The following is a 25806-nucleotide window of genomic DNA, read 5'->3' as shown; positions in this document are numbered from 1 at the left end:
AGTTCGCGTGAGCGACGAGTGGATTATCGGGATTATCGGCGGGTCGGGCCTGAGCGAGGGCCTCGCGCTCGAGGAGGCGCAGGAAATCGAGATCAGGTCGCCATTCGGCGAACCGTCCGGCCCGGTGACGCTCGGCCGCATCGGCCATGTCCGCGTCGCATTCCTCGCGCGCCACGGCAAGGGGCACCGGGTCCCGCCGAGCCAGGTCAACTACCGCGCCAATATCGACGTGCTGAAGCGCGCCCGGGTGACCGATGTCCTCGCGCTGTCGGCGATCGGATCGCTGCGCGAAGAGATCGAGCCCGGCCAGTTCGTTGCGGTCGACCAGTTCATCGACCGCACGACGAGCCGTGAGAACAGCTTTTTCGGGCCGGGCTGCGTCGCGCATGTCAGCCTCGCCGATCCGGTTTGTCCACGCCTGGCGAAGCACGCGGGCGACGCGGCCAAATCGGCGGGAGCTGCCCTTCATCGCGGCGGGACCTATGTCGCGATCGACGGCCCGCAATTCTCGACCCGCGCCGAAAGCCGGCTCTACCGCGCCTGGGCGGGCGACGTGATCGGGATGACCGGGATGCCCGAAGCCCGCCTCGCGCGCGAGGCCGAGCTGCCCTATGCCATGCTTGGCATGGTCACCGACTACGACAGCTTCCGCGACGACCAGGAGGGCGTCGACATCACCGCCGTGCTCAAGGTCATGCAGGCGAATTCGAAGACCGCCGCGAAGACGGTGGCGGAACTGTGTCGCGCGCTGCCTGAAAAGCGTGAGCCGGTGCCGATCGACACAGCTCTCGAACACGCCATCATCACCGCCCAAGACATCCGCGACAGCGAGCTGGTGGCGAAACTCGATGCGGTCGCGGGAAGGGTGCTGAAATGACCAAGCCGATCCTCTACGATTACTGGCGCAGTTCGGCTTCGTACCGGGTGCGTATCGCGCTCGGCCTCAAGGGCGTCGACTACGAATCGCGCGAGGTGAACCTCGTCGAGGGCGCGCAATCGGGCGATGACAATCGCGCACGCAACGCGCAGGGTTTCGTCCCGACGCTGGCGATCGACGGGCACGAACTGACCCAGAGCCTCGCAATCATCGACTATCTCGATGCAACCCGGCCAGAGCCGCCGCTGGTGCCTTCGGATCCGGTGGCGCGGTCGCGCGCACTGGCGCGGGCTCTGGTGGTGGCGGCCGATATCCATCCGCTCGATAATTTGCGCGTGCTCAAATATCTGAAGAACGAGCTTGGCCACGAACAGGACGCGGTCGACCGCTGGTACCGCCACTGGATCCACGAGGGCTTTGCGGCGCTCGAGGCGCTGGCGCCCGATAGCGGCTATCTGGGCGGCGATGCGCCCGACCTGTCGGACATCTGTCTGGTGCCGCAAATGTACAATGCGCGCCGGTTCGAGACCGACCTGTCGGCCTATCCCAGGCTGGTGCGGATCGATGGCGCGCTGAACGAGCTGCCCGCCTTCGCCGCGGCTACGCCCGAAGCGGCCAAGCCGAAGGACTGACATGTCGCGGCTCGCCCGGTTCCTGCCCTACAAGCTCTCGATCGCCTCGAACGCGGTCAGCGACCGGATCGCGCAGGAATACCAGTCGCGCTTCGGGCTCAAGATCCCCGAATGGCGGATCATGGCGGTGCTCGGCGACAGCGGAGCGCTGACCCCGCGCGAGATCGGCCGGGCGACGCTGATGGACAAGGTCGCGGTCAGCCGCGCCTGCCGCACGCTCGAGGGCCGCGAGCTGGCGGCGCGCGAACCGCATTCGAGCGACGGGCGCAGCCATGTTCTCGGCCTTACCGCGACAGGGCGCGAGGTGTTCGAGGAGATCATGGAGCACGCACTGGAGATCGAGGAACGTCTGTTCGACGTGCTGGAGCCCGACGAACGCGAAACGTTCGCCGGGCTCCTTGACCGGGTCTACGAGAGGGCGCGCGAGGATTAGCCGTTAACGCCGCCGTCGCCGAGCGTGTCGGAGATCGAACAGGCCGCCGGGCCCAGGATCACGATGAACAGCACCGGCAGGATGAACATGATCAGCGGGATCGTCATGATGGCGGGCAGGCGCGCGGCCTTCTCTTCGGCGCGCATCATGCGTTCGTTGCGGAACTCCGCCGACAGTACGCGCAGCGCCGAGGCGAGCGGCGTACCGTAGCGTTCGGTCTGCACCATCGTCGTCACCACGCCCTTCACGGCATCGAGGTCGACACGATAGGCGAGATTGTCGAACGCCTGCTTGCGCTCGTTGAGGAAGGAAAGTTCGATCGCGGTCAGCGCGAATTCGTCACCCAGTTCGGGATAGGCGCGGCCCAGTTCCTTGGCGACGCGGTTGAACGCGGCGTCGACGGTCAGGCCGGCCTCGGCGCAGATCACCAGCAGGTCGAGCGCGTCGGGGAGGCCCTTGCGGATCGCGTCGGTGCGCTTGTTGATCTTGTTCTTGATGAACATCTCCGGGCCCTTGTAGCCCGCACCCACCGCCGCAGCGAAGGCCATCAGGCGCTTCATGCCGCCCCAATCGGGGAAATAGTTGGCGACGTAGATGAGCAGGAACGCGCTGCCGCCCAAGACGATCGGCAGGATCATGCGCGCGAAGATGACATAGACCGCGAGGTCCTTGTTGCGGATACCGGCCTGGGCGAGCTTCTGCACGACCTCGTCGACCTGCTCCTTCTGGAGCACCTTCAGCGATTTGAGCGTGTCGCGGACCTTGTCGACCTTCTCGTCCTTGCTGACGAGGCTCTTGCGCTTTTTCGCGGTCTGCGTGACCATCCCGGTCTTGAGCTCGTTGCGTCGGGCGTTGAGCGCCGCGACGCGCTTTGCCATCGGGTCCTTCACGGTGACCGCGGCGTAGATCGCGAGCACGACCGCGAGCACCGCGATTGCGACGAGGATCGTCCCGATCATGATGACGTCGAAGCCGAGGAGGGTGGGGCCGGTGGTTTCCATATGCGTCTCGCGTCCCGCTCAGATCTCGAAGCTGACCATCTTGGCCATGATGAAGGCGCCGATGCTCATCCAGACCAGTCCGCCCAGGCCGGCCACGATCAGCCGGTCCTCGGTGAAGAAGCCGCCGATATATTCGGGGCTGATCCAGTACATCATCCCGAACACGATGAAGGGCAACGCGCCGACGATATAGGCCGAGGCCTTCGATTCGGAGCTCATCGCCTTGATCTTGAGTTTCATCTGCGCGCGCTTGCGGAGCACGTCGGACAGGTTCGAAAGCGTTTCGGCGAGGTTGCCCCCGGTCTCGCGCTGGATTGCCAGCGTGATGCAGAAAAAGCTGAACTCCGGCGTGTTGAGCCGATCGGCCGTTTCCTGGAGCGCGTCTTCCATCGGCGTGCCGATCTTGATGCGTTCGACCACGGTCTTGAATTCTTCACCCACCGGCCCGGGCACTTCCTGAGCGACGACGGCGAGCGTTTCGGTGACCGGCAGGCCCGAACGCAGGCCGCGTACGAGCAGCTCGATCCCGTCGGGGAATTTCGAGTTGAATTGGGCAGCGCGCTTCTTGATCGCGCGGCTCACCACCATGTGCGGGATGCCGAACCCGGCCAGCGCGCCGATCGCGAGCGAAAGCGGCAGGGCACCGGACCGAAGGAAGACGATCGCCGCGACCACCAGCCCGATGCCGAGCGAGGCATAGAGATATTGCGACAGCGTCCACTTCTTGCCGGTCCGCTGGAGCCGCAGGTCGAGAGCCTCGATACGGCTGCCCGATCCGGCGATCCGGTGAGCTTTCGGACGGCGAGCGGCGACGGCCTTCTTGAGCTGCGCCTCGACCTTGTCCTTGGTGTTCGCCGAATGGCGGTAACGCACCTGCGCCAGTCGCCGCTGGGTGGCCTTGGAGGGTGCCGGTCCGGACAGGGCCGAATAGGCGAGCACCAACAGCGCGAACAATCCGCTAGCGATCAATACGGTCTGTAGCACTGGGCGAAACCCCCTTGGTTTGGCGCGGGCCGGTGGCGGGGCACGGGTGCGCCGCCACCGGGAAAATCATGGCGTTCAGGCGCTTTCGGGCGCCTTTTCCTTCTTTGCGAGCAGACCTTTGAGGTCGAACTTGCCGAGCAGCGAGCCCTTGGCTCCCGGTGCTTCGGTCGCGGGCTCCGCCTCGGGATCGCCGACCTTGATGATCTGCGCGGCGATATCCTTGATCCCGCTCGACATTTTATGCGAGCGGTTGGCTTCGATGAAGGGCTGGCCGAGCTTTGCCGCAGTCACGGCGGCCTTGGCATCGTAGGGCAGCACGACATCGACGCCGCACTCGATCGAGGCCTCGAATTCGGACTTCGAAATCTCCGCATTCGGCTGCGCCTTGTTGGCGACGACGATCGGCTGGACCTGCGCGGCATTGGTCTTGAGCCAGGACAGGATGCGGATCGCATCGCGCGCACCCGCGAGCGTGAATTCGGTGGCGAGCACCATCACGTTCACGTCCGACAGCAAATGCGGGAAGTTGATCAGCATGTTGCGCGGCATGTCGATGACGGTCATCTCGAACGACTGGCGGAATTCCTCCTCCAGCTGCACGAAGGCGGCGCCATCGGTCATCAGCGGATGCGCGATCGGTGCTTCGGCCGAGAGGATCGCGAGGTTGTCGTTCGCGCGGATCATCGCGCGTTCGAGGAACAGCCCATCGATCCGGCCCGGATTGTCGATCGCATCGGTCAGGCCGCGGCCCGGCTCGAGATCGAGCGCAAGCGCACCGGTCCCGAAATGCACGTCGAGATCGAGCAACGCGGTCGGCAGCGATTTGTCCTGCGAGAAATGCCACGCGAGGCTGGTCGCGAGCGTCGAGGCACCTACGCCGCCGCGCGTACCGACTATGGCGGTCGAGATATGGCGCTTCGCCACCTCGCCTTCGCCGGCCTTGGGGGCGGAGAACACCGCCTGCGCCTCGGACAGCGCATCGCGCACCTGACCCGAGGAAAGCGGCTTGAGCAGGTAGTCGTGAATCCCGCTGGCGAGCAAGTCGCGATAGAGGCGAACGTCGTTCACCTGGCCGATCGCGATCACCACCGTGCCGGGCTCGCAGACCTCGGCGAGCGCGTTGATGTCGTTCAGCGGATCGCCGCATTCCGAAAGGTCGACGATCAGGATGTTCGGGCTGGCCGAGACGGCGAGCGACTGGACCGCGTTACGCAGCCCGCCCTTGTTGCACTTCTCGGGCTGCCAGCCCATTTCGACCACCACCGGCCGCAAGACGTCGAGCGTCGTGTCGTCGCAGATATAGGCGGCGAAGCTGTCGCGGTTGCCCTGACCTGCCTTCCATGGCGCGTTCATCTCAGTTTCCTCCGGTGGTGTCGGTTTCTTCAAGTCCGCCTTCGCCGGTCGGCGCGGCGGCGCGATAGGCTTCGATCGCCTTGGTCGAGGTCGCCTCCGAAGAACCGCCCTGCGCCTGCTGGCCGCGGATCAGGTCTTCCGGGTTGGCGACCATCGAAGCGAGATTGCCGTTCACGGCGCATCCGTAATTCGGGTAGGTTGCGTTGACGTCGTTGAGATCCGACTGGGCGGACCAGTTGGGGCAGCCCGGAACCTCGGCGCGCGAGCGGGTAACGACCACGCGCACTGCGCCCGGTCCGACCACGCCTTCGGTGACCGGCGCGGTATCCTCGATGATCATGCCGTAGCGCGAGGCGATCGCCTGCACGGCGTCGCGGGTCGCCTGGCTGGCCGACGAATCGTCGATCGCGATGCGGTCACCATAGCCAAGCTCCATCGCCGCGAACCAATCGGCGAGGCGCCGCTGTTCGGGGATCGACAGGCCTTCGGCTCCGGCCGACAGGTCCATCGTGTAATTGGTACGGGTGACGACCGGCTGGTTCGGGCTTTCGAGCCCGCGCCATTCGGGAGTGCCGCCGCAACCGGCGGTAAGCAGGCCGAGCGACAGCGCGAAGGCGGCCGAAGCGCGTTGGATAATCGTGCGTTTCATTTCTCGGTCCTCTCTCACTCGAAGCTGAAGCCGGGCGCGGCGGTATCTTCTTCGCGGCCCTGTGCGATCGGCGGCGCGCCGCTATCGACAGACGGGGCAGCGCCTTGCGTCGAGGCGCGCGGGACGGGGCGCTGGGCGCCCGACACCCCGTCGTTTTCCTTGTTCTGGATCAGCCGCTGGAACTCGCTCGGGCTGCGGAAGCCGTCGGTCGGCAGCGCGATGCGGTTGGCATCGACCGGCTTGACCAGGTACGGCGTGACCACGATCACGAGCTCGGTTTCGCCACGACGATAGGTCGAGGAGCGGAACAGGTTGCCGAGGATCGGGACGTCGCCGAGACCCGGTGCCTTCTCGATCGAGTTCTGCGACTGGTTGCTCAGTAGGCCGGCGATCATGAAGCTCTGGCCCGAGCCCAGCTCGACCGTCGTCTCGGCGCGGCGGGTGATGAGCGCGGGAACCTGAAAGCCATTGAGCGTGATCGCACCCTGGCTCGAAAGTTCGGACACTTCGGGCCGGACGCGGATCGAGATGCGACCATTGGCGAGCACGGTCGGCGTGTAGGCCAGGCTTACGCCGTAGTTCTTGTACTCGATCGTCGTCGTTCCGAGCCCCTGGTTCAGCGGGATCGGGAATTCGCCACCGGCGAGGAAATTGGCGGTCTCGCCCGACAGCGCGGTAAGATTCGGATTCGACAGCGTGGTCACCAGGCCTTGCGTTTCGGCAAGGTCGAGCGCCGCACCGAGGTCGAGCCCGAGGAATTCGCCGACCAGACCGAGCGTGGTGCCCGATCCGCCGCCGGGGATGCTGGTTCCCGGGAGGTCCTCGACCTCGCCGGTGATCGGGTTGAACACGCGATCGGTCACTTCGACGCCGGTGCCGAGCGAACGGCCCGGGGCGAGAACCGAGGCGGCCGTGCCCTGGGTAACGCCGAATTGGAAGCCGCTGGTCGAATCGATCGATGCGAGGTTGACCCCGATCGCGCGGACGAAGCTGCGGCTGACTTCGGCGATGCGGACCTGCAGGTTGACCTGCAGCGGGGTCGCCATGCGCAGGCGGCTGATCACCTGTGTTTCCTCGCCCACGAACGCCTGGACGAGGCTTTTGGCCTCGGCCGCATCCTCGGGCGCACCGACGGTGCCGGTGAGCAGGATGGTGCTCGCATTGATCGTCGCTACCGAAACCTTGGCATCGGGCATGGCGAGCGCCATCATCTGGTCGATGCTGTCGATGTTTGAGCCCACGCGGATGGTGGCCGAATAGATGATCTGGCCCGAGGCGTCGGAAGCGTAGATCGTCGTTTCGCCGCCGGCCTTGCCGAAGACGTAGAGCTGGCGGTCGGACTTGATCTGCACGTCGGCGATCTTGTCGTCGGCGATGAAGACATCGGCCATGCGACCGCCGACATCGACGAGCTGCCCGCTGCCGATCGACAGCGTAAGCTGGCTTTCGGGAGCGACGACGCCCTGGGCGATGACGGGGGCCGTCGGTGCGGTCAGCGTGGCGCCCCCCAGCGCCGCACCGAGCAATACAGTTTTCAGGCTACGTTTCATGGACTTGGCCTTTGTTTTTATTGTCTGCGGTACGGCGGCTTACTTGCCGGCCTCTTCGACGGTTACCTTGTCGGCGCGGCGGACGGTCACGGTCGGACCGACGATCCGGGGCTTGCCGAGACCTTCGGGTGCGGGACCGGTGAAGCTCGGGCCGCGCGGACCGGACGGACCGGGCATCCCTTCGACGGGCGGGCCACCCGAACGCTGGGCGGGAACGGTGCGGCGCTGGAAGCGCGACACGTCGCCGCCGGTAACGAAGGTCGATTCACCGTCTTGCGGGCTCGTCATCGCGGCGCGGATGATGCGTTTCTCCTCGTCGGCGCTGGCGCCTTCGGGGATCACGACTTCGCCGCTGGCGATGGCGCGTTCGAGTTCGCCGGCATTGTCGGCGATCGAGCGAAGCGAGATCGAAAGCGTGCCGATTTCCTTGGCGACGGCGATCTTTTCCGCAATCTTCGGCGTCACTTCGAGCGTCACGTAGGTGAAGCCGGTGACGACGGTCTGGCCCTCTTCGGTCTGCGCGTCGCGCATCTTGTCGGTCGCGAGGACGCGCAGGTTGCGCAGAATGGTTTCGGAGGCCTTGAGCGCCTGGCCGTCGCCCGACACTTCCTGGGTGAGCACGAGGTCGATGCGGTCGCCGGGGAAGACGAAGCCGGAGACGCCGGTCTGGTCGTTCACCTGGACCGTCACCGCGCGCATGCCCGGGCCGAGCGCCGCGGCGAGGAAGCCGCGATCGCCGGGGCTGACGAGCGCACCTTGGGTGACCGGTTGGCCGGCGGTGACCGGGAAGCGGACGACGGTGCCGATCAGCTTCGAAACGTCGGTCTCGCCGTCGAGGAAATAGGCGTCCTGCACCATGTCGGCAGGCCAGAGCTGGAAGTTCAGCGCATCTGCGGTGATGATCGTCCCGACCGGGAGCGTGCGCTGGGCGACCAGTACGCGCGGTCCTTGCGGCTGGACGGCGGAGGCCTGCGCCTCGGGCGCGGCTGCGCCTGCAAACAGGCTGCGCGCCATCAACGCCGTGCCGATCGCGATCACCAGCGCGCCGATCAGCAAAACGAGTTTCTTCCTATCCATGGCGTAACGCCCCCTTTGGAATTCCGACTTCGGGTATCGTGCGTCTTATCAGGGTGAACTGGTTAAAATCCGGTTCACGGCGCTGGCCGGAAGCCTCAGGAAAAGACCGGGTATTTGCTGAAGAGGATCCACAAGCCCGCAAGCGCGACGGCGATCCCGTAGGGGATCAGGATCTTCGGGCCCTTGACGGGATTGCCGCCACCGATCGTTCCGACCGTCGGGTCGTCGGCGAGTTCATCGCCGCTGCGCAGGTGCTTGCGCCGAATGATATGGAGCCCGCCGAAGACCAGCGTCACCACACCGCCGAACAGCGCGACGAAGACGAAATATTCGAGAAAGACCATGGGCGGGAACCACAGGGCAATCCCGGTCATCAGCTTGGTGTCGCCGGCAGCCATCGCGCCGATCGCGAAGAGCAATGCGCCGAACAGGAATATCCCGACCGCGAGCGCGACCTGGATCGCCATGCCCGGCCAGGGATCGAATCCCGCCGCCCACCACCATGCGGGGGCCGCGAGGACGATCGGGAACGTGTTCCAGTTGTAGATCTTGCGGCGGGTGAGGTCGGTGGCGATCGCGACGACGAGTGCGATTGCCAGCCCCATCAGCAATGCGTAGGAAATCGTCTCGTTGTCCATGATGCCCCGCGGGTCCCGTCTCTGTCCGGCGACGGTCCTAGGGCGTAGCGGTTACCATCCGGTAACCACGATTCGAAGGATCGCACACTTCCATGACCGCCACCGCGATCGATCGCCGCGCCATCCCGCCGGGAGTCACCGAGAACTATTGGGAGGCGGCTGACGGACATCGGATCCGCCGGATCGACTGGACCGTGCCCGAAGGCGAGGCCGCGCGGGGCTCGATCCTGTTCTTCCCCGGTCGCGGCGACCATTACGAGAAATACATCGAATCGATGGCCGAATGGCATGCGGCGGGCTGGAACGTGACCGGTGCCGACTGGCGCGGCCAGGCCGGCTCGGGCCGGCTCGGCGAAGACGCGCTGACTGGCCACATCTCCGATTTCGGGGTCTGGGTCTCCGATCTCGCCGCGCTGTGGCAGGACTGGAGCGCAGAGCGGCCCGGTCCGCACGTGCTTGCGGGCCACTCGATGGGCGGGCACCTCGTGCTGCGCGCCTTGGTCGAGCACCGGGTCGATCCCGACGCAGCCTTTCTCGTCGCCCCGATGCTCGGCTTTCGCGGTCCGCCGGTGCCGTTCGGCTTCGCGCATGGCGTGGCGAAGGCGATGAGCAGCATCGGCGATCCGGCGCGACCGGCATGGAAATGGAGCGAGAAACCGGGAGAGATCCCGCGCGACCGGATGAAACTGCTGACCCATGACGCGGAGCGCTACGAGGACGAGATCTGGTGGCGCGACGCGCGGCCCGAGCTCAAGATGGGACCGGGTAGCTGGGGCTGGGTCGAACGCGGCTACGCCTCGGTGCGCGAAATCTTTGCGCCCGGGGCGCTCGAGGCGGTCGAAACGCCGGTGCTGCTGATCAACGTGACCGAGGACAAGCTGGTCGATCCGAAGGCGACCGCGCGCGCGGCCGAGCGCCTGCCGCATGCCACCCTCGCCAATTTCGGACCGGAGGCGCGACACGAGATCCTGCGCGAGGTCGATGCAGTTCGCGACCGCGCACAGGTGACCATCCTCGCCTTTCTCGACCAGAGCACCCCCGAACCCAAGTGAGCGTCCATTACGACATCGCGATCGTCGGGGCGGGCATGGCCGGGGCCTCGCTGGCGGCCGAATGCGCCGGGTACGCCAAGGTGGTCGTGCTCGAGGGCGAGGACACGCCCGGATATCACACGACCGGGCGTTCGGCGGCGTTCTGGGAGCAGACCTATGGCGGGCCGGGGGTCGTGCCGCTGACGCTGGCCTCGGGGGATTTCCTCCGCGATCATGGGTTCCTGACGCGGCGGGGCGGGCTCTACCTCGCGCGCGAGGCCGACGCGCCGATCCTCGAAACCTTTCTCGATCGCTATGCCGGGAGCGGGGTGGAGATCGCGCGCTACGACCGCGCCGACCTGCTCGGCGTCCATCCCGACCTCGATCCGCGCTGGACTTGCGGCCTGTACCTGCCCGACTGCGCCGATATCGACGTGGCCGGGCTGCACCAGCACTACATTTCGCAGATGCGGCAGGGCGGGGTGGAGCTCCAGTTGCGCTGGCGGGTCGAAGCCATCGCGCGTGACGGCGATCGCTGGGTGCTCGGCGATTCGCGCGGCCGACGGGTCACCGCGACCCGGATCGTCGATGCCGCGGGATCGTGGGCGGACGGCGTAGCCCGCATGGCGGGCGCACGGGCGCTGGGGATCACCCCGTTTCGCCGCACGGTGGCACAGTTGCGGACCGACCCGGCCCCACGACCCGACCTGCCGCTGACGCTCGACATCAACGGGCGGTTCTATTTCAAGCCCGAAGCCGGACGCTTGTGGCTCTCGCCGCATGACGAGGAGCCGTCCGAGCCGTGCGACGCCGCGCCCGAGGAAGCCGCGATCGCCCATGCCATCGACCGGTTCGCCCACGTTCTCGGATGGAAGGTCGAGGCGGTCGAGCGCAAATGGGCCGGACTGCGCAGCTTCGCACCCGATCGCCTCCCGGTGTTCGGCTACGACGAGGACGCGCCGGGCTTTTTCTGGTGTGCCGGGCAGGGCGGGACGGGGATCCAGACCGCGCCCGCTGCGGCGCGCCTCTGCGCGCAATTGCTGCTCGACCTGCCGCGCGATGCGATGACGCGGGGGCTCGATGCCGCGCTCTTCGCGCCGGGCCGGTTCGGCCGGTCGCGCAATCGCGGAAGTTAACGCTCTCCGCGCGCGATCGCGATTGCCGCGTCGCTGGCGAGCTGGTCCGCCCGCTCGTTGTCCTCGTGACCGTCATGGCCCCGGACCCAATGCCAGGTCACATCGTGGCGTGCGGCCGCCCGCTCGAGTTCCTGCCACAGTTCGGCATTGGCCACCGGCTTCTTCGCGGCGGTACGCCAGCCGTTCTTCTTCCAGCCGAAGATCCACTTGGTGATCCCGTCGCGCACATAGGTGCTGTCGGTGTGAAGGTCGACCTTGCAGGGCCGTGTGAGCGCTTCGAGAGCCCGGATCGCGGCGGTCATTTCCATCCGGTTGTTGGTCGTTTCGAGCTCGCCGCCCGACAGTTCCTTTTCGCGGCCGCCCATGCGGAGCAATGCGCCCCAGCCGCCGGGACCGGGATTGCCCTTGCACGCACCGTCGGTGAAGATTTCTACCCTGCTCATGGAGCGAAGGCTCTAGCGCCCCGATCGCCTGAATAGAAGCGCAGTCTCTGTGCAAATTCAGCGGGATGCTTCGCGGTGACGCTCGCCCCCTCCGGCGGTGAGATCCAGTCGCGCAGACGGGTGGCGAGGATCCGCAGGCAGGCCACGCGGGCGAGCAGCGGGAGTGCGGCGCGCTCCCCGGACGAGAGCGCTCGCGATCGTGCATATGCATCGAGCAATGCCGCCGAAACATCCTCGCGAAAGACCGAATCGCCCGGGGTGAAACACCATGCTGCATGGGTCATTGCGAGGTCGTAGGCGAACGGCGCAGTGCAGGAAAAATAGAAGTCGATCGCGCCCGACAGGCGCGGGCCGGCGAACAGCACGTTGTCTGGGAACAGGTCGCAATGGACCGCGCCGGCCGGCAGTCCTTGTGGCCAGTCGTCGAGTGCTTCCGAGAAGGCGGAGGCGAGGTCCGCAGCGAGCCCCGGAACGGCCGTTTCGATCGCGAGCGGGTCCAGCCTGCGCACGATCGCTGCCATATCGGGGAGGCCCATCGGATTGGACCGGCGCGGTGTGAAATCGGCCGCATCGAGGTGCATGCGGGCGAGGAGCTCGCCCATCTGGCCCGCCTGCCGCGAATCGGGTGCCACCGCGACGGTGCCCGGCAGGAAAGGCGAAAGAAGTGCGGGCTTGCCGGCGAGCGTTCCCCACAGCGAACCGTCCGACCGGCCGAGCGGCGCGGCCAGCGGCAGGCCTTTCGCATCGAGATGGCGCTGGAAGGCGAAAACGAAATCGAGTTCGGAGCGCGCGATCGGCGGTTCGATGACCGTCAGGACCAAAGCGGGGCTCAAAATGCCGAAATCGAGGCACCAATTGCTGTTGCTGACCCCACCCTCGAGCGGAGTGCGCGTCGCATCGGAGGACAAGCCGTATGCCTGCAGGAATGCGGCGAGTTCGTCTTCGTCGAGCGCGGTGAAAACCGCCATGGCGCCGGCTCAGTCGACGAGCTGACGCGGCAGCTTGAACACCATCCGCTCGTCGATCGTGCGTACCTGGCGCTCGTCCAGCGTGCGGAATTCGCCGAGCCGGGCGATGACCTCTCGAACGAGAATCTCGGGTGCAGATGCGCCCGCCGTCACACCAACGGTCCCGACGCCCGCCAGCCAGCTTTCCTCGATCTCGCTCGCGCGCTGGATCAACCTGGCATCGGTGCCGAGCCGGTCGGCGACCTCGACCAGCCGGAGCGAGTTGGAGGAATTGGGCGCGCCGATAACCAGCATGAGGTCGCAGCTCTCCGCAATCTGCTTGACCGCGGCCTGGCGGTTCGAGGTCGCGTAGCAGATGTCCTCGGCCTTGGGCGCGATGATGCCCGGGAACTTCTCCTGCAGCGCGGCGATGATATCGGCGGTGTCATCGACCGACAGGGTCGTCTGGGTGAGGAAGGCGAGTTCGCGTTCGGCTGGGAAGTCGAGCCGGGCCACGTCCTCGACCGTCTCGACCAGCGTCATGTCGCCCTTCGGCACCTGGCCGAACGTCCCGATCACCTCGGGATGGCCGGCATGGCCGATGAAGAGGATATGGCGCCCCTTTTCGACCTGCCGTTCGGCCTGGCGATGAACCTTGCTCACCAGCGGGCAGGTCGCGTCGAGATAATCGAGCCCGCGTTCCTCGGCCTTGGCCGGCACGGCCTTCGGCACGCCGTGTGCGCTAAACACCACCGGCACGCCGTCCGGCACTTCGTCGAGCTCTTCGACGAACACCGCGCCCTTCTCCTTCAGCGCGTCGACCACGTAGCGATTGTGCACGATTTCGTGCCGGACATAGACCGGCGCACCGTATTTCTCGATCGCGCGCTCGACGATCTCGATCGCCCGGTCGACGCCGGCGCAGAAACCGCGCGGGGCGGCGACCAGGACGGTCAGCGCGTCGCGGCGCACGTCTGTGGTTTGCAAGGGAGCATTCATGGACGCGCATCTAGCGCTTTGTCGTCCGCCTCGCTAGGGCGGGTGCGAACACGAGACAAAATTCGGGACCAGGTCCAACCATGAATCTCCGCTTTGCCAGTTTTGCCGCCCTTGCCGCCGCCAGCCTCGCGGGCTGTGCCAACGAAGGCGATATCGTCGTCAACCAAGGGGTCGGCATCACCGCGGTGCGCAGCACCTGCCCGGCGGTCGGGATTCCCGACTATACCGGCGACGTGACGACCTTCAGCGCGCCGAACAACTATTCCGCCGCCGCGCTCGACGTGTCGGCCAGCATGACCAACCTGCGCTTCGAATGCGCCGAAAGCGCGGATGAGATCTACGCCACCGCCAGTTTCGACGTGCTCGCCCGGCGTACCGACACGCGGGGTGCGCGGCAGGTCACGCTGCCCTATTTCGTGACCGTGCTGCGCGGCGGCAGCGCGATCGTTTCGAAGAAGGTCGGCAGCGTCACGGTGAACTTCGCCGACGGCCAGGACCGCGCGCGTGCCACTGGCACCGCCGCCGCCTATATCGATCGCGCCGAAGCGACCCTGCCCGAGGATATCCGCGAGCAGATCACGCGTCGCCGTCGCCCCGGCGATCCCGATGCGGCGGTCGATCCGCTGACTCGCCCCGAAGTGCGCGCCGCGGTTGCGCGGGCTAGCTTCGAGATGCTGGTGGGGTTCCAGCTGACCGAGGACCAGCTGCGCTACAACGCCACGCGCTGATTCCGGGAGCGGTCCCGCAGGGGCGCGTGATTCGTTGCGCTCTGTGGCGGATTTGCTAAGCGCTGGCGCCATGTCGAAAGCCACCAAGACCATTCACGCGGCAATGGCCGCGCATGTTTCCTCTGCGCTCGATGCGCTCCAGGCCGCCGGGACGCTTCCGGAAGGGATCGAGCGCGGCAACGTTACCGTCGAGCCGACCCGCGATCCGGCGCATGGCGATCTCGCCACCAATGCTGCGATGGTGCTGGCCAAGCCGGCGAAGACCAATCCGCGCGCGCTGGCCGAGTCGTTGGCCGAGGAATTGCGCAAGGTCGACGCGATCGATTCGGTCGAAATCGCCGGGCCGGGCTTCATCAACCTCCGGCTGTCCGACAATGCGTGGCGCGACGAACTGCGCGCGATCGCGGCACTGGGCGAGACCTATGGCCGTTCGACCGTGGGTGAGGGCACGCGGGTCAATGTCGAATACGTCTCCGCCAACCCCACGGGGCCGATGCATATGGGCCATTGCCGCGGCGCGGTGGTGGGCGATGCGCTGGCGGGCCTGCTCGAATTCGCCGGGCACGACGTCACCCGCGAATATTACGTCAACGATGCCGGAAGCCAGGTCGATACGCTCGCGCGCTCGGCGCACCTGCGGTATCGCGAGGCGCACGGCCAGGATATCGGCGACATTCCGGAAGGCTACTATCCGGGCGAATACCTGAAGCCCGTCGGCGAGGCGGCCAGGGAACGTTTCGGCGATACGTATCTCGAGGCCACCGAGAGCGAATGGCTACCGGTGTTTCGAGGCTTTGCGGTCGAACGGATGATTGAGCTGATCAAGGCCGATCTCGCGTTGCTCGGGATCGAGCATGACCTGTTCGCCTCGGAAGCCGAGTTGCAGGCGGCCGGCAAGCCCGAAGCGGCCGAAGCGTGGCTGCGCGAGCACGATCTCGTCTATGACGGTGAGCTCGAAGCGCCCAAGGGCAAAACGCTCGACGATTGGGAGCCGGTCGAACTGCCCTTGTTCCGCGCGACCAGGTTCGGCGACGACCAGGATCGCCCGATCAGGAAGAGCGACGGCAGCTGGACCTATTTCGGTGCCGATCTCGCCTATCACTTCCAGAAGGCCGAGAATGCCGATGCGCTGATCGATATCTGGGGGGCCGACCATTCGGGTACGGTCAAGCGGATCAAAGCCGCGGTCGCCGCGCTGACCGAGGGCTCGGGCCGCAACGTCCCGTTCGACGTCAAGCTCGTGCAGATGGTCCAGCTGCTGCGCGATGGCGAGCCGGTCAAGATGTCGAAGCGTTCGGGCCAATTCGTCACGCTCGCCGACGTGGTGCGCGAAGTGGGCAAGGACGTAGTGCGGTTCACCATGCTCACGCGCAAGCCCGACGCGCAGATGGAATTCGACTTCGCCAAGGTGGTCGAGGCCTCGAAGGACAATCCCGTCTTCTACGTGCAATATGCCCATGCCCGGATCGCATCGACGCTGCGCAAGGCGACCGCGGCGGGCGTCGCGCCGAGCGCCGACGGGCTCGACCGGCTGGGCGAGGAAGAACTGGCGCTGGTCAAGGTCGCGGCACAGTTCCCGCGGATCGTCGAGAGCGCGGCCGCCGCGCGCGAACCGCACCGCATCGCCTTCTATCTGCAGGACCTCGCCGCCGCGTTCCATGCCTTCTGGAACCTCGGCAACGACCGGCCCGAAATGCGCATCCTCGTCGAGGACGATGCGGAAATCACCTCCGCGAGGCTTTTCCTCGCCGAACGGATCGGGCAGGTTGTTCGCAACGGTCTCGCCATCCTCGGCGTCGAGGCCGTCGACGAACTTTAGGGACCTGCGGCCATGTCCGACGCGGCATACGGAAACGACGATCGCCTCGCGCTCGAGGAAGAGCGCAGCCTGCCCTGGCTCGAAAGCGGGCTCGAGGATGAGGACGAGGACGCGTTCGATACGCGCCGGATAGTGGTCCTCTGCCTGATCGCGCTGGCCGCGATGATCGCGATAGTCGGGGCAATCTGGTTTCTGTACGGCAATTCCGGCGACCCGGCCGAAACCGCGTCCGGCGAAGTGATCGCCGCGCCGGATGGTCCTTACAAGATCGCGCCCGAACATCGCGGCGGACGCGAATTCGACCGCACCGGGGATAGTGCGCCGACCGCTGCCGAGGGGCAGACGCAGCAGGCGCAGCTAGCAGGTGGCAGCGAAGTCGACACTCCGACAGCACCTGCGGAGAGTCAGGCACCGGCGTCCGGCGTTGGTGTGCAGGTCGGTGCCTATCGCAGTCGCAATCGTGCCGAGCAGGCGTGGGCGGAGTTGTCCGCAAACGGCCCGTTGCAAGGTCGCAATTACCGGATCGAGGAAGCGCGCGCCGATATCGGCACCGTCTTCCGGCTCCAGGCGCTCGCCCCGAATGCGTCGCAAGCGAACGCGCTGTGCGGCGAATTGCGTTCGGTGGGTATCGACTGCCAGGTCCGCGATTGAGTGCACAGTTCGGCGTCGACTCGACCGGACTCTCTTTCCACACTTCCCGTCGCTCTCGCGCTTGCGCTGAACCGCGCGACAGGCGCACATTTCCGCGATGATGCCCGCGATCCTCAGCTTTGCCGGAACCGCGCTCTCTGCCGAGGAGCGCGCCTTTTTCCGTGATTGCGATCCGGCGGGCTACATCCTGTTTGGGCGCAATATCGAGAGCCGCGAGCAATTGCGCGCACTGACCGACGATTTGCGCGCGATCCAGGGGCGCGACAAGCTGTTTATCTGCATCGACCAGGAAGGCGGCCGCGTTGCGCGGATGAAGCCGCCGGTCTGGCCGGCCTTTCCGCCGGGCGAGCTCTTCGACAGGCTCTACGATATCGCTCCCGCCACCGCGATCGAGGCGGCGAGGGTCAATGCCACGGCTTTGGGGCTCGAACTCGCCGAAGCCGGTATCACCGTCGATTGCCATCCCTCGCTCGACGTACGGGTCGACGGGGCGCACGATGTTATCGGCGATCGCGCACTGGGCCGCGATCCGATGCGCGTCGCCGCGCTGGGGCGCGCGATCCTCGACGGTTTCGCTTCGGCCGGGGTCGCTGGCTGCATCAAGCACATGCCCGGCCATGGCCGCTCGATGGCCGATTCGCACAAGGAACTCCCGCGGGTCGAGGCATCGGCCGAAGAGCTCGAACACGATCTCGCGCCGTTCCGGGCGCTGGCTGACTACCCGATCGGGATGACCTGCCACTTGGTATTCGAGGCGTGGGACCCCGAGCACCCCGCGACGCAATCGCCGACCGTGGTCAACGACATCATACGCGGTGAGATCGGCTTCGACGGCCTGCTGCTGACCGACGATATCGATATGCAGGCGCTCGAGGGTACGATCCCCGAACGTTCCGAAAAGGCGCTCGCCGCCGGGTGCGACCTGGTGCTCAATTGCTGGGGCCGCATGGACGACATGCGCGGGATTGCCGAACGCTGCGGGACGCTCTCGGACCAGGGTATGCAGCGCCTCGACCGGGCGCTCGAGGCGACCGATCTCGCGCGCGGAGACCTCGCTCAGCGCGAAGACCTTATCGCCAAGCGCGATGCCTTGCTGAATGCCGCCGAGGTCGCCGCATGACCGATATGCTCGATGGCCTGACGCTCGAACCGTTCGAGGGCGAGGAAGAGGAGTGGGACGGCGTCGCTACCGGTCCGACGCCTGACGACGCGCTCTATCTCGAACTCGACGGGTGGGAGGGGCCGCTCGATCTCCTGCTCGACCTTGCGCGGCGGCAAAAGGTCGACCTGCGCAACATCTCGATCCTCGCGCTGGTCGAGCAATATCTCGATTATATCGATCGTGCGGGTGCGTTGCGGCTCGAATTGGCGGCCGATTACCTCGTGATGGCGGCGTGGCTCGCCTACCTAAAATCGGCGCTGCTGCTGCCCAAGGAAGAGCAGGACGAGCCGAGCGCAGAAGAGCTCGCCTTGCGGCTGCAATTGCGACTCCAGCGGCTCGCGGCGATGCGCGATGCCGCGGCGCGCCTGATGGGCGGCGACCGGATCGGGCGCGACGTGTTCGTGCGCGGAGCGCCCGAAGGATTGCGGATCGACAGGAAGCACAAATGGAAATGCGATCACTTCGCGCTCGTCCAGGCTTATGGACAGGTGAAGGCGCGCACTGCGCCGGCGATCCACATGGTGCGCGAGCGGATGGTGATGACGCTCGACAGCGCGTTGTCGCGCGTGTCCTCGATGCTGGGTATCAGCGTCAAATGGATGGAAATCCGCGATTTCCTGCCCGATCACGCCAATCCGCAATTGCGCAAGTCGGCGCTCGCTTCGAGCTTCGTCGCTGCGCTTGAGCTCGCGCGGATGGGCAAGGCGGAAATCGAGCAGGAAGATATTTTCGGTCCGCTGCGCCTGCGGGCCATGCCCAAGGCGAAGAACGCCGCATGAGCGCCCCCGACGAGTTGGTGCGGGCGGTCGAGGCAACGCTCTTTGCAAGCGAGGAGCCGATGACCTGGCAGGACATCTCGACGCATCTCGGCGATGCCGACGTCAAGCCGGCACTGGCCGAACTGCAGGCGCATTATGCGAAACGCGGGGTGCGGCTGGTCGAGCGCGGCAAGAAGTGGTTCTTCCAGACTGCCCCCGATCTCGCGCACCTGCTGCGGCGCGAAAAAGAGCAGATCCGGCGCCTGTCGCGCGCCGCGACAGAAGTCCTCGCGATCATCGCCTATCACGAACCGGTCACGCGGGCCGAAATCGAATCGATTCGCGGGGTTCAGACCAGCGGCGGCACGCTCGACGTGTTGATGGAGGCAGGCTGGGTACGGATGGGCCCGCGTCGAGAAGTGCCCGGTCGACCGCTCACCTATCTCACCACCCCCGAATTCCTCGCCCATTTCGGGCTCGAATCGCGCCGCGACCTGCCGGGGATAGAGGATCTGCGCGCCGCCGGGCTGCTGGATCCGGTCGATGCGGCGATGGAAGCGCTCGATTTTGAGGGCGGAGACGAGACCGCCGAGGACGACGGCGACGACGGTGAATTCGCGCGAACCGATACGGACGCGGCTGGCGAATAGCTGGCCGAACGCCTATATCGGGCTTCGAACCAACAAGGAATTTCCCATGGGCCTCAGCGTCTGGCAGCTTCTTATTATCGCGCTTGTCATCCTCGTCCTGTTCGGGCGCGGCAAGATTTCGGAAATGATGGGCGATTTCGGCAAGGGTGTGAAAAGCTTCAAGGAGGGGATGAGCGACGAGGACAAGCCGTCCGAGCCATCCGAACCCACGCGCCAGATCCCGCCGCCGAGTGCCTCGGATGGCGCTGTTCCGCCGACGCCGACCGAAACCAAGGACGGCAGCAAGGGCGCGCGCTAAACCCGCGAGGCACAAGAGCCCATGTTCGACATCGGCGCCGCCGAAATCCTGATCATCCTGGTCGTCGCGGTCGCGGTGATCGGTCCGAAAGACATGCCTGCTGCCTTGCGACAGGCGGGACGCTGGCTCGGCAAGATACGCCGCATGTCCAACCACGTCCGCTCGGGCATCGACACGATGATCCGCGAGGCGGAAATGGAGGACATGGAGAAGGAGTGGAAGGCGCAGAACGAACGGATCATGCGCGACCATCCCGAAGCGACCGAGGACATCGCCGAGTTCGAGCCCATGCGTAAGCGCCAGGCGACCGAGGCCGAAGAACCGCAAATGCGGCCGCTGGCAGCTCCGCCCGAAGAAGCGTCGGAGAGCGCCGAGGCGAAGCCCGCGCGCGATCCCGACGACCCACCGCTGCCGTCCGAACTTCCGCAATTGCCGTTTGGCAGGGGCAGCAATGAGGGGCACGGCTGATGGCGCTGATCAAGGATCTCGACGAAACGCAGGCCCCGCTGGTCGAACACCTCGCCGAATTGCGCACCAGGCTGGTCCGCGCGCTGGTGTTCCTCGGCGTAGGCTTCGCCATTTGCCTGCCATTCGCCGATGTGATCTTCGGCTGGCTGGTGCTTCCGCTGCGCAGCGCCTTTGCCGAAGGGCAGGGGCAGCTGATCTTCACCAAGCTCTACGAACAGTTCTTCGTCGACATGAAGGTCGCGTTGTTCGCGGGCTTCCTGCTGTCCTTCCCCTTCATCGCGAACCAGCTGTGGGCGTTCGTCGCGCCTGGGCTGTATGCGAAGGAGAAGAAGGCGTTCCTGCCGTTCCTGCTCGCGACGCCCGTGCTGTTCCTCTCGGGCGCATCGCTGGCCTATTTCGTGGTGATGCCCACCGCATTCAAATGGTTTCTGGGATTCCAGGGCGAGCGCGGCGGGCTGACGGTCGAGGCGCTGCCCGCGGTGGGAGATTACCTTGCGCTCGTTATGCGGTTCATCATCGTGTTCGGCGTCAGCTTCCTGCTGCCGGTTTTCCTCTTGCTGCTGAACCGGGCCGGGATCGTCGAACGCGCGCAGCTCGCGAAGGCGCGGCGCTATGTCATCGTCGGGATCGTGACGGTCGCTGCGATCATCACGCCGCCCGATGTGTTTTCGCAGATCCTGCTCGCGGTACCGCTGTTCCTCCTGTTCGAAGGATCGCTGGTGTTGATGCGCCTGTCCGAGCGCAAGCGCGATCGGCAGGACGTCGCAGGCCAGCCGGAAACCGACGCCTGACATGAAAACGGGGCCGAATGGCCCCGCGTTCAATTCCAATAGTTCGTCGAGCCTTACGGGCTGACGGGTTCATCGTCATCGTCGGCGATGAGAACGATGCCGACCACGACGGCGGCAACGATCAGCGCGGAAATGAGGAAGCTACCACCGAAGACCTGTTCGCTGTCTTCGGCCGGAGCCGAGGCGCGATCGGCCTGCGCGGCGATCGGCGACGCGATCAGCATGGAAGCCGAGGCGCCGGCGATGAGTGTCTTTTTGATATTCATATTCCCTCCTGCGAGTGCGGATTCACTATTCCAACGGAGCGACCCGCGGGACGTTCCAAGTGCGCGATCAACCGTTCCTGATGAACGACGACCGCCAGTAAAAGCCTGAATAATACCGAAAATACCAATTATCGGGCTCAGGCCAACATTTGCGCGACAATATGGACGGCGTCAACCGGTCGAAGTCTGACTTTCGGGGGTGATGTGCCTACAATGCAGACAAAAAAAGCGGGGCACGAAGGCCCCGCTTTCGAATTCGTTTAGCGTCGGTCTTACGGGCTGACCGGCGTGTCGTCGTCGTTGTCGGCGAGCACGAAGATGCCGGCGCCGAACGCGACGATCGCGAGAATGAGGAGGAGGCTCGACGAACCGAAGCCCGCTTCCGCTTCTTCCGCGGGTGCGGCGGTGCGGCTGGCATCGGCCTGCGCCAGAACCGGCGTGGTCGTGAGAGTCAGCGCTGCAGCGGCAGCGGCGAAAGTACGGATATTCATTCTTAAAGTCTCCTTTGAGCTCTTTCGATTTGGGGCTCTATGCGATTCGAACCCTCAAGACAAGCCTTCTGTTTCAATTTCGCGCTACATTTCAGCCCAATCTTCGAACTGTTGCCGATTTGCAGCGTTCCTTCCCGCGCGGACCCATGGATCGCACATCCATGCGCTAGGCGGGAATGGTTTCCATTAAGTTACGTTCCCATACCGTTTTATTCGGCTTCGCGATAGACCCTCCGGCCACCGATCCAAGTTTCCAGCACGCGCGTCTCGCGCAGTTGACTGGGAGAGGCCATGGTCGGGTCGCGATCGACGAACAGGAAATCGGCACGCATGCCGGGCGCGATGCGCCCGAGTCGATCTTCGGCGAATGCGGCATAGGCGGCACCGGTGGTGAAGGCCGCAAGCGCCTGTTCGAAGTTGATCGCTTCCTCGCTCCTCCAGCCGCCATAAGGCTCGCCTTCTGCGTTCTGGCGCGAGACCGCGACCGCGAGGCCGGCGAAGGCATCGGCCGGTTCGACCGGCGCGTCCGACCCGAAGGCGAGGTGGCCGCCATTCTCGCGGATCGTATCCCAGGCATAGGCACCCTCGAGCCGGGCGGGATCGAGTCGCGCCTCGGCCATGAACATGTCTGATGTCTGGTGGAGCGGCTGCATCGAGGCGATGACCCCGAGCTGTCCGAATCGCGCGAGGTCCTGCGGCGCGACGATCTGCGCATGTTCGATGCGCCAGCGACGATCGCCCTCGTAGGTCTCGTCGAGATCGTCGATCGCGTTGAGGACTTCGGCATTGGCGGCGTCGCCGATGGCGTGGATCGCCAGCTGGAAATTGTTGAGCGAGGCGCGGCTCATCGTGTTGCGCAATTGCGCGGGTGTCGCGAGCGGCAGTCCGGTCTGGTCGGGTGCGTCGGCATAGGGCTCCTTCAACCATGCCCCACGCGATCCGAGCGCACCGTCGAGATAGAGCTTCACACCTGCCATGTGCAGGCGATCGCCATACAGCCAGCGGGTCGGTCCGGGGCCACCGATCAGCGACATGTTGTCGATCCCGGCGGCGTAGCTCACGATCCGGATGTCGAGCGCGCCGCTATCGCCGGCACGGCGGAAGCTCTGCCAGTCCTCGATCGTGGTCCCCATATCGGCGACCGCGACGATACCGTTGCGCACGAGGATCTTCTGCGCGGCCTGCAGCGCAAGGTCGCGATCGACCGGGCGCGGCGGCAGGACCACCTTTTGCACGAGGTCCATCGCCGCATCGACGAACACGCCCGAGGGCGTGCGAGTCCCCGGCAGCCGTTCGATCCGGCCGCCCGAGGGCGATTGGGTCGAGGCGGTCACGCCCGCCAGTTCGAGCGCCTTGCTGTTCGCCCAGGCGGCGTGGCCGTCGACCCGTTCGAGCCATACGGGGCGATCGCCTACCACCGCGTCGAGCTCGGCTGCGGTCGGGAAGCGACCCAGGCCCCAGATTTCCTGGTTCCAGCCGCGACCGAGGATCCAGGGACGGTCGGGAAACTCCTCGACATAGGCCGCGATCAGCGCCTGCGCTTCCTCGAGCGACTTGGTCTGCGACAGGTCGAGGGTCAGCGCGCCGAAGCCGATGCCCATCACGTGAACGTGTGCGTCGAACAGGCCGGGCATCATCACGCGGCCCCGGCCATCCTCGCGAAAATCGACGTCGCGCGGCAATTCCTCGCCGCGCTGGAAGACCTGCTTGATCCGGCCATCGTCACCGACGAGCAAGGCGACAAAGCGCTGGATCTTGCCTTCTTCGTCGAGAGTGATGCCCTGGACGTCGTCGAACAGCGTGTCGGCGTGTGCCGCCGTGCCCGTCATTCCGAGCGCCAGCGCAGCCAGCGCGACCCGAATCATCTTCACCTTTTCACTCCCATCAAACTCGTTCCTGGTTCGCCATCGCGGCTGCCTGTCCGGATCCTGCCGCGCCGGCGTGGATGATGCGCGCGGCATAGGCATCCATGATCGGACGGGCGAGGGCGAGCGCTTCTTCGCTGCAGTCGCATGCGATCGCAAGCGTGCCATTCTCGTCCTCCGCCCGACCGCAGGCGACGGGTGCATCGACAAGGTGGACGCCATGAGCCGAACCATCCTGCGCCAAAAGCCGCACAATCCTGATTGGACCAGCCGTGTGGTCGATCAGCACTGCATCCTTGCGCATAGCGGCCAGCGCGCCGTCCTCGTCGAGGAACATCGCCTCGATATCCTCGTCGCGGTCGAGGCAGGCGATCACCCCATCGGCGCCTTCGGCCCCGCTGGCAGGCGTCGGCACGCGGATCGCGCCGCTGTCATCGGAGGCTACCCAGGCATCGGCGCGGTCGTCGCTACGATCGTAGACGATCACTTCGTGGCCGGCGGCGGCAAGCCGGCGCGCGATGGCGCCGCCGATCGGGCCGAGCCCGAGGAAAAAGATGCGCTTTCCGTCGCCCATGCGGCGAGGCTTTGCATGCGCCCGGCGGTACTTGCAAGCGATGCGGCCCGATCATGCGTTGGCGCGGGCAGGGCTTTGCGCTACCCGCGCTGGCATGGGAGACGATAAAACACATGAGGGGCTGAGCCTCGAGACGATCCGCGCGGCCGCCGAGCGGATCGAGGGGCAGGTCGTCCGTACGCCGACCCGGCATTCGCGCACGCTCAGCGAAATCACCGGCGCGAATATCTGGCTCAAGTTCGAGAACCTCCAATTTACCGCGAGCTACAAGGAGCGCGGCGCATTGAACGCGCTGCTGCAGCTAGATCCGGCGGATGCCAGGCGCGGGGTGATCGCGGCATCTGCGGGCAATCACTCGCAGGGTTTGAGCTATCACGGCACCCGGCAGGACATTCCCGTCACGATCGTGATGCCGAAATCGACCCCGACGATAAAGATCCGCCAGACCGAGATGGTCGGCGGCAAGGTCGAGCTGTTCGGCGAGACCTTCGACGAAGCCTACGCCCATGCGCGCGAACTCGAACGCGAACGCGGGCTGACCTTCGTTCATCCGTTCGACGATCCACAGGTCGCCTCGGGACAGGGCACGGTCGCGCTCGAAATGCTCGAGGACGCGCCCGAGCTCGACATGCTCGCGATCCCCATCGGCGGCGGCGGATTGTCCTCGGGCATGGGCACGGCGGCCAAGGCCTTGCGGCCGGAGATCGAGGTGATCGGGGTCGAGGCGCAACTCTATCCCGCGCTCTACAACACGCTCAACGGCACCGACCTCCCGATCGGGGGGGATTCGATCGCCGAAGGCATCGCGGTCAAGGAACCGGGACATTTCACCCGCGAGGTGCTGCGCGATCTGCTCGACGACCTGCTGCTGGTCGACGAGGGGCATATCGAAAGCGCGATCGCGCTGCTGCTGACGATCGAGAAAACCGTGGCCGAAGGCGCCGGGGCGAGCGGCCTGGCAGCCGTCCTGCAACATCGCGAGAAGTTCGCCGGGCGCAATGTCGGCATCCCGCTCTGCGGCGGCAATATCGATACACGCCTGCTCGCCAACGTGCTCTTGCGCGACCTCGCGCGGAGCGGGCGATATGCGCGATTGCGGATCATGCTGATCGACCGGCCCGGCGCGCTCTACCAGGTGATGAAGCTGTTCGCCGAGCGCAACGTCAACATCATCGAGGTGATCCACCACCGCGTCTTCACCTCGCTGCCGGCGAAGGATTCGATGACCGATATCGAGTGCGAGGCGCGCGACGCCGAACAGCTCGACGCGCTGGTCGCGAGCCTGCGCGAGGCGGGCTATTCGGTGAGCCGGGTGGAGATCGACCAGAGGACCGATTGATCCCTGCACCGGGAGTGCGCCGGTCGGGTTCCGTCCAGCTTCGGCACGGTTTGCCTCGCCGCCCTCAATCCCACCCGCAATTCTTGCCGATTTGAAAATTTTCGTGGTTAATCCCCTTTAAACACTCCATGTTGGACGACATAAACGTCGTCGAGCGCGGGGCTCGCCCCGCCGCCGGATTGACTGGAAGAGGTGC

The 25806-nt window shown here is 65.8% G+C and carries 29 protein-coding genes; 15 read left to right on the top strand and 14 right to left on the bottom strand.

What is annotated here, in order from left to right; genetic code table 11:
* The first annotated feature begins 7 nt into the window (after positions 1 to 7).
* The 3 genes from mtnP to IEW49_RS09425 are packed head-to-tail and all read left to right on the top strand — an operon-like array spanning position 8 to position 1942.
* Complete coding sequence (gene mtnP / locus IEW49_RS09435) at positions 8 to 877, top strand: S-methyl-5'-thioadenosine phosphorylase (RefSeq protein ID WP_229658148.1); 870 nt, start codon at positions 8 to 10, stop codon at positions 875 to 877.
* Entirely contained in the window at positions 874 to 1509 is a 636-nt protein-coding gene (maiA, locus tag IEW49_RS09430) for a maleylacetoacetate isomerase (RefSeq protein ID WP_188642433.1), read from the top strand. Before mtnP ends, maiA begins: the two co-directional genes overlap by 4 nt.
* Before the next feature lies 1 nt (position 1510).
* Positions 1511 to 1942, top strand: coding sequence for a MarR family winged helix-turn-helix transcriptional regulator (locus IEW49_RS09425; RefSeq protein ID WP_188642432.1), 432 nt, complete (start codon positions 1511 to 1513; stop codon positions 1940 to 1942).
* On the opposite strand, the gene IEW49_RS09420 is transcribed toward IEW49_RS09425, so the two are convergent.
* From IEW49_RS09420 to IEW49_RS09390, 7 genes are all read right to left on the bottom strand, one after another.
* The gene (locus IEW49_RS09420) at positions 1939 to 2943 is read right to left on the bottom strand and encodes a type II secretion system F family protein (RefSeq protein WP_188642431.1); all 1005 of its coding nucleotides are present in this window, start codon (positions 2941 to 2943) and stop codon (positions 1939 to 1941) included. The genes IEW49_RS09425 and IEW49_RS09420 overlap by 4 nt on opposite strands.
* An 18-nt stretch (positions 2944 to 2961) precedes the next feature.
* Entirely contained in the window at positions 2962 to 3927 is a 966-nt protein-coding gene (locus IEW49_RS09415; RefSeq protein ID WP_188642430.1) for a type II secretion system F family protein, read from the bottom strand.
* Positions 3928 to 4002: 75 nt separating this feature from the next.
* The gene (locus tag IEW49_RS09410; RefSeq protein ID WP_188642429.1) at positions 4003 to 5280 is read right to left on the bottom strand and encodes a CpaE/TadZ family protein; all 1278 of its coding nucleotides are present in this window, start codon (positions 5278 to 5280) and stop codon (positions 4003 to 4005) included.
* A 1-nt stretch (position 5281) separates the two neighbouring features.
* Positions 5282 to 5929, bottom strand: a complete 648-nt coding sequence (locus tag IEW49_RS09405; RefSeq protein ID WP_188642428.1) for a CpaD family pilus assembly protein — start codon at positions 5927 to 5929, stop codon at positions 5282 to 5284.
* 14 nt (positions 5930 to 5943) lie between these two features.
* Positions 5944 to 7479, bottom strand: coding sequence for a type II and III secretion system protein family protein (locus IEW49_RS09400; protein ID WP_188642427.1), 1536 nt, complete (start codon positions 7477 to 7479; stop codon positions 5944 to 5946).
* Positions 7480 to 7518: 39 nt separating this feature from the next.
* Complete coding sequence (gene cpaB, locus IEW49_RS09395; protein ID WP_188642426.1) at positions 7519 to 8556, bottom strand: Flp pilus assembly protein CpaB; 1038 nt, start codon at positions 8554 to 8556, stop codon at positions 7519 to 7521.
* A 95-nt stretch (positions 8557 to 8651) separates the two neighbouring features.
* A complete protein-coding gene (locus tag IEW49_RS09390) occupies positions 8652 to 9194 on the bottom strand; it encodes an A24 family peptidase (RefSeq protein WP_188642425.1) in 543 nt (180 codons plus the stop codon).
* A gap of 92 nt (positions 9195 to 9286) precedes the next feature.
* Here IEW49_RS09390 and IEW49_RS09385 point away from each other — a divergent pair, with 92 nt between their 5' ends.
* Both IEW49_RS09385 and IEW49_RS09380 read left to right on the top strand, forming a co-directional pair.
* Complete coding sequence (locus IEW49_RS09385; RefSeq protein WP_188642424.1) at positions 9287 to 10246, top strand: alpha/beta fold hydrolase; 960 nt, start codon at positions 9287 to 9289, stop codon at positions 10244 to 10246.
* A gap of 35 nt (positions 10247 to 10281) precedes the next feature.
* Positions 10282 to 11361, top strand: coding sequence for an NAD(P)/FAD-dependent oxidoreductase (locus IEW49_RS09380; protein ID WP_229658220.1), 1080 nt, complete (start codon positions 10282 to 10284; stop codon positions 11359 to 11361).
* Here IEW49_RS09380 and rnhA read toward each other — a convergent pair.
* The 3 genes from rnhA to ispH are packed head-to-tail and all read right to left on the bottom strand — an operon-like array spanning position 11358 to position 13750.
* A complete protein-coding gene (gene rnhA, locus IEW49_RS09375) occupies positions 11358 to 11804 on the bottom strand; it encodes a ribonuclease HI (RefSeq protein ID WP_188642422.1) in 447 nt (148 codons plus the stop codon). The two genes, IEW49_RS09380 and rnhA, sit on opposite strands and share 4 nt — an antisense overlap.
* Positions 11801 to 12772, bottom strand: coding sequence for a homoserine kinase (locus tag IEW49_RS09370; RefSeq protein WP_188642421.1), 972 nt, complete (start codon positions 12770 to 12772; stop codon positions 11801 to 11803). The genes rnhA and IEW49_RS09370 overlap by 4 nt, the downstream gene beginning before the upstream one ends.
* A gap of 9 nt (positions 12773 to 12781) precedes the next feature.
* Positions 12782 to 13750: a 4-hydroxy-3-methylbut-2-enyl diphosphate reductase gene (gene ispH, locus IEW49_RS09365; protein WP_188642420.1), complete on the bottom strand. Its 969-nt coding sequence runs from the start codon at positions 13748 to 13750 to the stop codon at positions 12782 to 12784.
* An 80-nt stretch (positions 13751 to 13830) separates the two neighbouring features.
* On the opposite strand from ispH, the gene IEW49_RS09360 reads away from it, so the two are divergent.
* The 9 genes from IEW49_RS09360 (at position 13831) to tatC (ending at position 21075) form a co-directional block, all read left to right on the top strand.
* The gene (locus IEW49_RS09360; protein WP_188642419.1) at positions 13831 to 14478 is read left to right on the top strand and encodes a hypothetical protein; all 648 of its coding nucleotides are present in this window, start codon (positions 13831 to 13833) and stop codon (positions 14476 to 14478) included.
* 70 nt (positions 14479 to 14548) lie between these two features.
* Entirely contained in the window at positions 14549 to 16297 is a 1749-nt protein-coding gene (argS, locus tag IEW49_RS09355) for an arginine--tRNA ligase (RefSeq protein ID WP_188642418.1), read from the top strand.
* Positions 16298 to 16309: 12 nt separating this feature from the next.
* Complete coding sequence (locus IEW49_RS09350; RefSeq protein ID WP_188642417.1) at positions 16310 to 16948, top strand: SPOR domain-containing protein; 639 nt, start codon at positions 16310 to 16312, stop codon at positions 16946 to 16948.
* A 97-nt stretch (positions 16949 to 17045) separates the two neighbouring features.
* Complete coding sequence (gene nagZ / locus IEW49_RS09345; protein ID WP_188642416.1) at positions 17046 to 18068, top strand: beta-N-acetylhexosaminidase; 1023 nt, start codon at positions 17046 to 17048, stop codon at positions 18066 to 18068.
* A 5-nt stretch (positions 18069 to 18073) separates the two neighbouring features.
* Positions 18074 to 18889 (top strand): segregation and condensation protein A, encoded by an 816-nt coding sequence (locus tag IEW49_RS09340; protein ID WP_373282522.1) that lies wholly within the window; start codon positions 18074 to 18076, stop codon positions 18887 to 18889.
* A complete protein-coding gene (gene scpB / locus IEW49_RS09335) occupies positions 18886 to 19518 on the top strand; it encodes an SMC-Scp complex subunit ScpB (RefSeq protein WP_188642414.1) in 633 nt (210 codons plus the stop codon). Before IEW49_RS09340 ends, scpB begins: the two co-directional genes overlap by 4 nt.
* A 46-nt stretch (positions 19519 to 19564) precedes the next feature.
* Positions 19565 to 19816 carry a twin-arginine translocase TatA/TatE family subunit gene (locus IEW49_RS09330; protein WP_188642413.1) on the top strand — a complete coding sequence of 84 codons (252 nt, stop codon included), beginning with the start codon at positions 19565 to 19567 and terminating at the stop codon, positions 19814 to 19816.
* A 21-nt stretch (positions 19817 to 19837) separates the two neighbouring features.
* Positions 19838 to 20284: a Sec-independent protein translocase protein TatB gene (gene tatB, locus IEW49_RS09325; RefSeq protein WP_188642412.1), complete on the top strand. Its 447-nt coding sequence runs from the start codon at positions 19838 to 19840 to the stop codon at positions 20282 to 20284.
* A complete protein-coding gene (gene tatC, locus IEW49_RS09320; protein WP_188642411.1) occupies positions 20284 to 21075 on the top strand; it encodes a twin-arginine translocase subunit TatC in 792 nt (263 codons plus the stop codon). The genes tatB and tatC overlap by 1 nt, the downstream gene beginning before the upstream one ends.
* A 53-nt stretch (positions 21076 to 21128) precedes the next feature.
* Here tatC and IEW49_RS09315 read toward each other — a convergent pair whose 3' ends face one another.
* From IEW49_RS09315 to IEW49_RS09300, 4 genes are all read right to left on the bottom strand, one after another.
* On the bottom strand, positions 21129 to 21341 hold the full coding sequence (locus IEW49_RS09315) for a hypothetical protein (RefSeq protein WP_188642410.1): 213 nt from the start codon (positions 21339 to 21341) through the stop codon (positions 21129 to 21131).
* 272 nt (positions 21342 to 21613) lie between these two features.
* Complete coding sequence (locus IEW49_RS09310; protein WP_188642409.1) at positions 21614 to 21832, bottom strand: hypothetical protein; 219 nt, start codon at positions 21830 to 21832, stop codon at positions 21614 to 21616.
* 209 nt (positions 21833 to 22041) lie between these two features.
* Positions 22042 to 23697: an amidohydrolase gene (locus tag IEW49_RS09305; protein WP_188643169.1), complete on the bottom strand. Its 1656-nt coding sequence runs from the start codon at positions 23695 to 23697 to the stop codon at positions 22042 to 22044.
* Positions 23698 to 23716: 19 nt separating this feature from the next.
* Positions 23717 to 24271 carry an NAD(P)-dependent oxidoreductase gene (locus IEW49_RS09300; RefSeq protein WP_188642408.1) on the bottom strand — a complete coding sequence of 185 codons (555 nt, stop codon included), beginning with the start codon at positions 24269 to 24271 and terminating at the stop codon, positions 23717 to 23719.
* Between the two features lie 94 nt (positions 24272 to 24365).
* Here IEW49_RS09300 and IEW49_RS09295 point away from each other — a divergent pair, with 94 nt between their 5' ends.
* Positions 24366 to 25610: a threonine ammonia-lyase gene (locus IEW49_RS09295; RefSeq protein ID WP_188642407.1), complete on the top strand. Its 1245-nt coding sequence runs from the start codon at positions 24366 to 24368 to the stop codon at positions 25608 to 25610.
* The last annotated feature ends 196 nt before the right edge of the window (positions 25611 to 25806 follow it).

The organism is Pseudoblastomonas marina (assembly GCF_014641655.1).
Classification (GTDB): Bacteria; Pseudomonadota; Alphaproteobacteria; order Sphingomonadales; family Sphingomonadaceae; genus Alteriqipengyuania_A; species Alteriqipengyuania_A marina.
This window is presented reverse-complemented; position numbering and strand designations above follow the sequence as displayed.

Excerpts from the sequence above, each read along its gene's own strand:
- IEW49_RS09360 (WP_188642419.1), top strand. The coding sequence starts at position 13,831 with ATGAATCTCCGCTTTGCCAGTTTTGCCGCCCTTGCCGCCGCCAGCCTC.
- IEW49_RS09330 (WP_188642413.1), top strand. The coding sequence starts at position 19,565 with ATGGGCCTCAGCGTCTGGCAGCTTCTTATTATCGCGCTTGTCATCCTC.
- nagZ (WP_188642416.1), top strand. The coding sequence starts at position 17,046 with ATGATGCCCGCGATCCTCAGCTTTGCCGGAACCGCGCTCTCTGCCGAG.
- IEW49_RS09380 (WP_229658220.1), top strand. The coding sequence starts at position 10,282 with ATGGCCGGGGCCTCGCTGGCGGCCGAATGCGCCGGGTACGCCAAGGTG.
- IEW49_RS09390 (WP_188642425.1), bottom strand. The coding sequence starts at position 9,194 with ATGGACAACGAGACGATTTCCTACGCATTGCTGATGGGGCTGGCAATC.
- rnhA (WP_188642422.1), bottom strand. The coding sequence starts at position 11,804 with ATGAGCAGGGTAGAAATCTTCACCGACGGTGCGTGCAAGGGCAATCCC.
- ispH (WP_188642420.1), bottom strand. The coding sequence starts at position 13,750 with ATGAATGCTCCCTTGCAAACCACAGACGTGCGCCGCGACGCGCTGACC.
- IEW49_RS09405 (WP_188642428.1), bottom strand. The coding sequence starts at position 5,929 with ATGAAACGCACGATTATCCAACGCGCTTCGGCCGCCTTCGCGCTGTCG.
- IEW49_RS09315 (WP_188642410.1), bottom strand. The coding sequence starts at position 21,341 with ATGAATATCAAAAAGACACTCATCGCCGGCGCCTCGGCTTCCATGCTG.
- cpaB (WP_188642426.1), bottom strand. The coding sequence starts at position 8,556 with ATGGATAGGAAGAAACTCGTTTTGCTGATCGGCGCGCTGGTGATCGCG.
- IEW49_RS09340 (WP_373282522.1), top strand. The coding sequence starts at position 18,074 with ATGCTCGATGGCCTGACGCTCGAACCGTTCGAGGGCGAGGAAGAGGAG.
- scpB (WP_188642414.1), top strand. The coding sequence starts at position 18,886 with ATGAGCGCCCCCGACGAGTTGGTGCGGGCGGTCGAGGCAACGCTCTTT.
- IEW49_RS09300 (WP_188642408.1), bottom strand. The coding sequence starts at position 24,271 with ATGGGCGACGGAAAGCGCATCTTTTTCCTCGGGCTCGGCCCGATCGGC.
- IEW49_RS09350 (WP_188642417.1), top strand. The coding sequence starts at position 16,310 with ATGTCCGACGCGGCATACGGAAACGACGATCGCCTCGCGCTCGAGGAA.
- tatB (WP_188642412.1), top strand. The coding sequence starts at position 19,838 with ATGTTCGACATCGGCGCCGCCGAAATCCTGATCATCCTGGTCGTCGCG.
- IEW49_RS09400 (WP_188642427.1), bottom strand. The coding sequence starts at position 7,479 with ATGAAACGTAGCCTGAAAACTGTATTGCTCGGTGCGGCGCTGGGGGGC.
- IEW49_RS09420 (WP_188642431.1), bottom strand. The coding sequence starts at position 2,943 with ATGGAAACCACCGGCCCCACCCTCCTCGGCTTCGACGTCATCATGATC.
- IEW49_RS09370 (WP_188642421.1), bottom strand. The coding sequence starts at position 12,772 with ATGGCGGTTTTCACCGCGCTCGACGAAGACGAACTCGCCGCATTCCTG.
- argS (WP_188642418.1), top strand. The coding sequence starts at position 14,549 with ATGTCGAAAGCCACCAAGACCATTCACGCGGCAATGGCCGCGCATGTT.
- IEW49_RS09310 (WP_188642409.1), bottom strand. The coding sequence starts at position 21,832 with ATGAATATCCGTACTTTCGCCGCTGCCGCTGCAGCGCTGACTCTCACG.
- IEW49_RS09410 (WP_188642429.1), bottom strand. The coding sequence starts at position 5,280 with ATGAACGCGCCATGGAAGGCAGGTCAGGGCAACCGCGACAGCTTCGCC.
- tatC (WP_188642411.1), top strand. The coding sequence starts at position 20,284 with ATGGCGCTGATCAAGGATCTCGACGAAACGCAGGCCCCGCTGGTCGAA.
- IEW49_RS09385 (WP_188642424.1), top strand. The coding sequence starts at position 9,287 with ATGACCGCCACCGCGATCGATCGCCGCGCCATCCCGCCGGGAGTCACC.
- IEW49_RS09425 (WP_188642432.1), top strand. The coding sequence starts at position 1,511 with ATGTCGCGGCTCGCCCGGTTCCTGCCCTACAAGCTCTCGATCGCCTCG.
- maiA (WP_188642433.1), top strand. The coding sequence starts at position 874 with ATGACCAAGCCGATCCTCTACGATTACTGGCGCAGTTCGGCTTCGTAC.
- IEW49_RS09295 (WP_188642407.1), top strand. The coding sequence starts at position 24,366 with ATGGGAGACGATAAAACACATGAGGGGCTGAGCCTCGAGACGATCCGC.
- IEW49_RS09305 (WP_188643169.1), bottom strand. The coding sequence starts at position 23,697 with ATGATTCGGGTCGCGCTGGCTGCGCTGGCGCTCGGAATGACGGGCACG.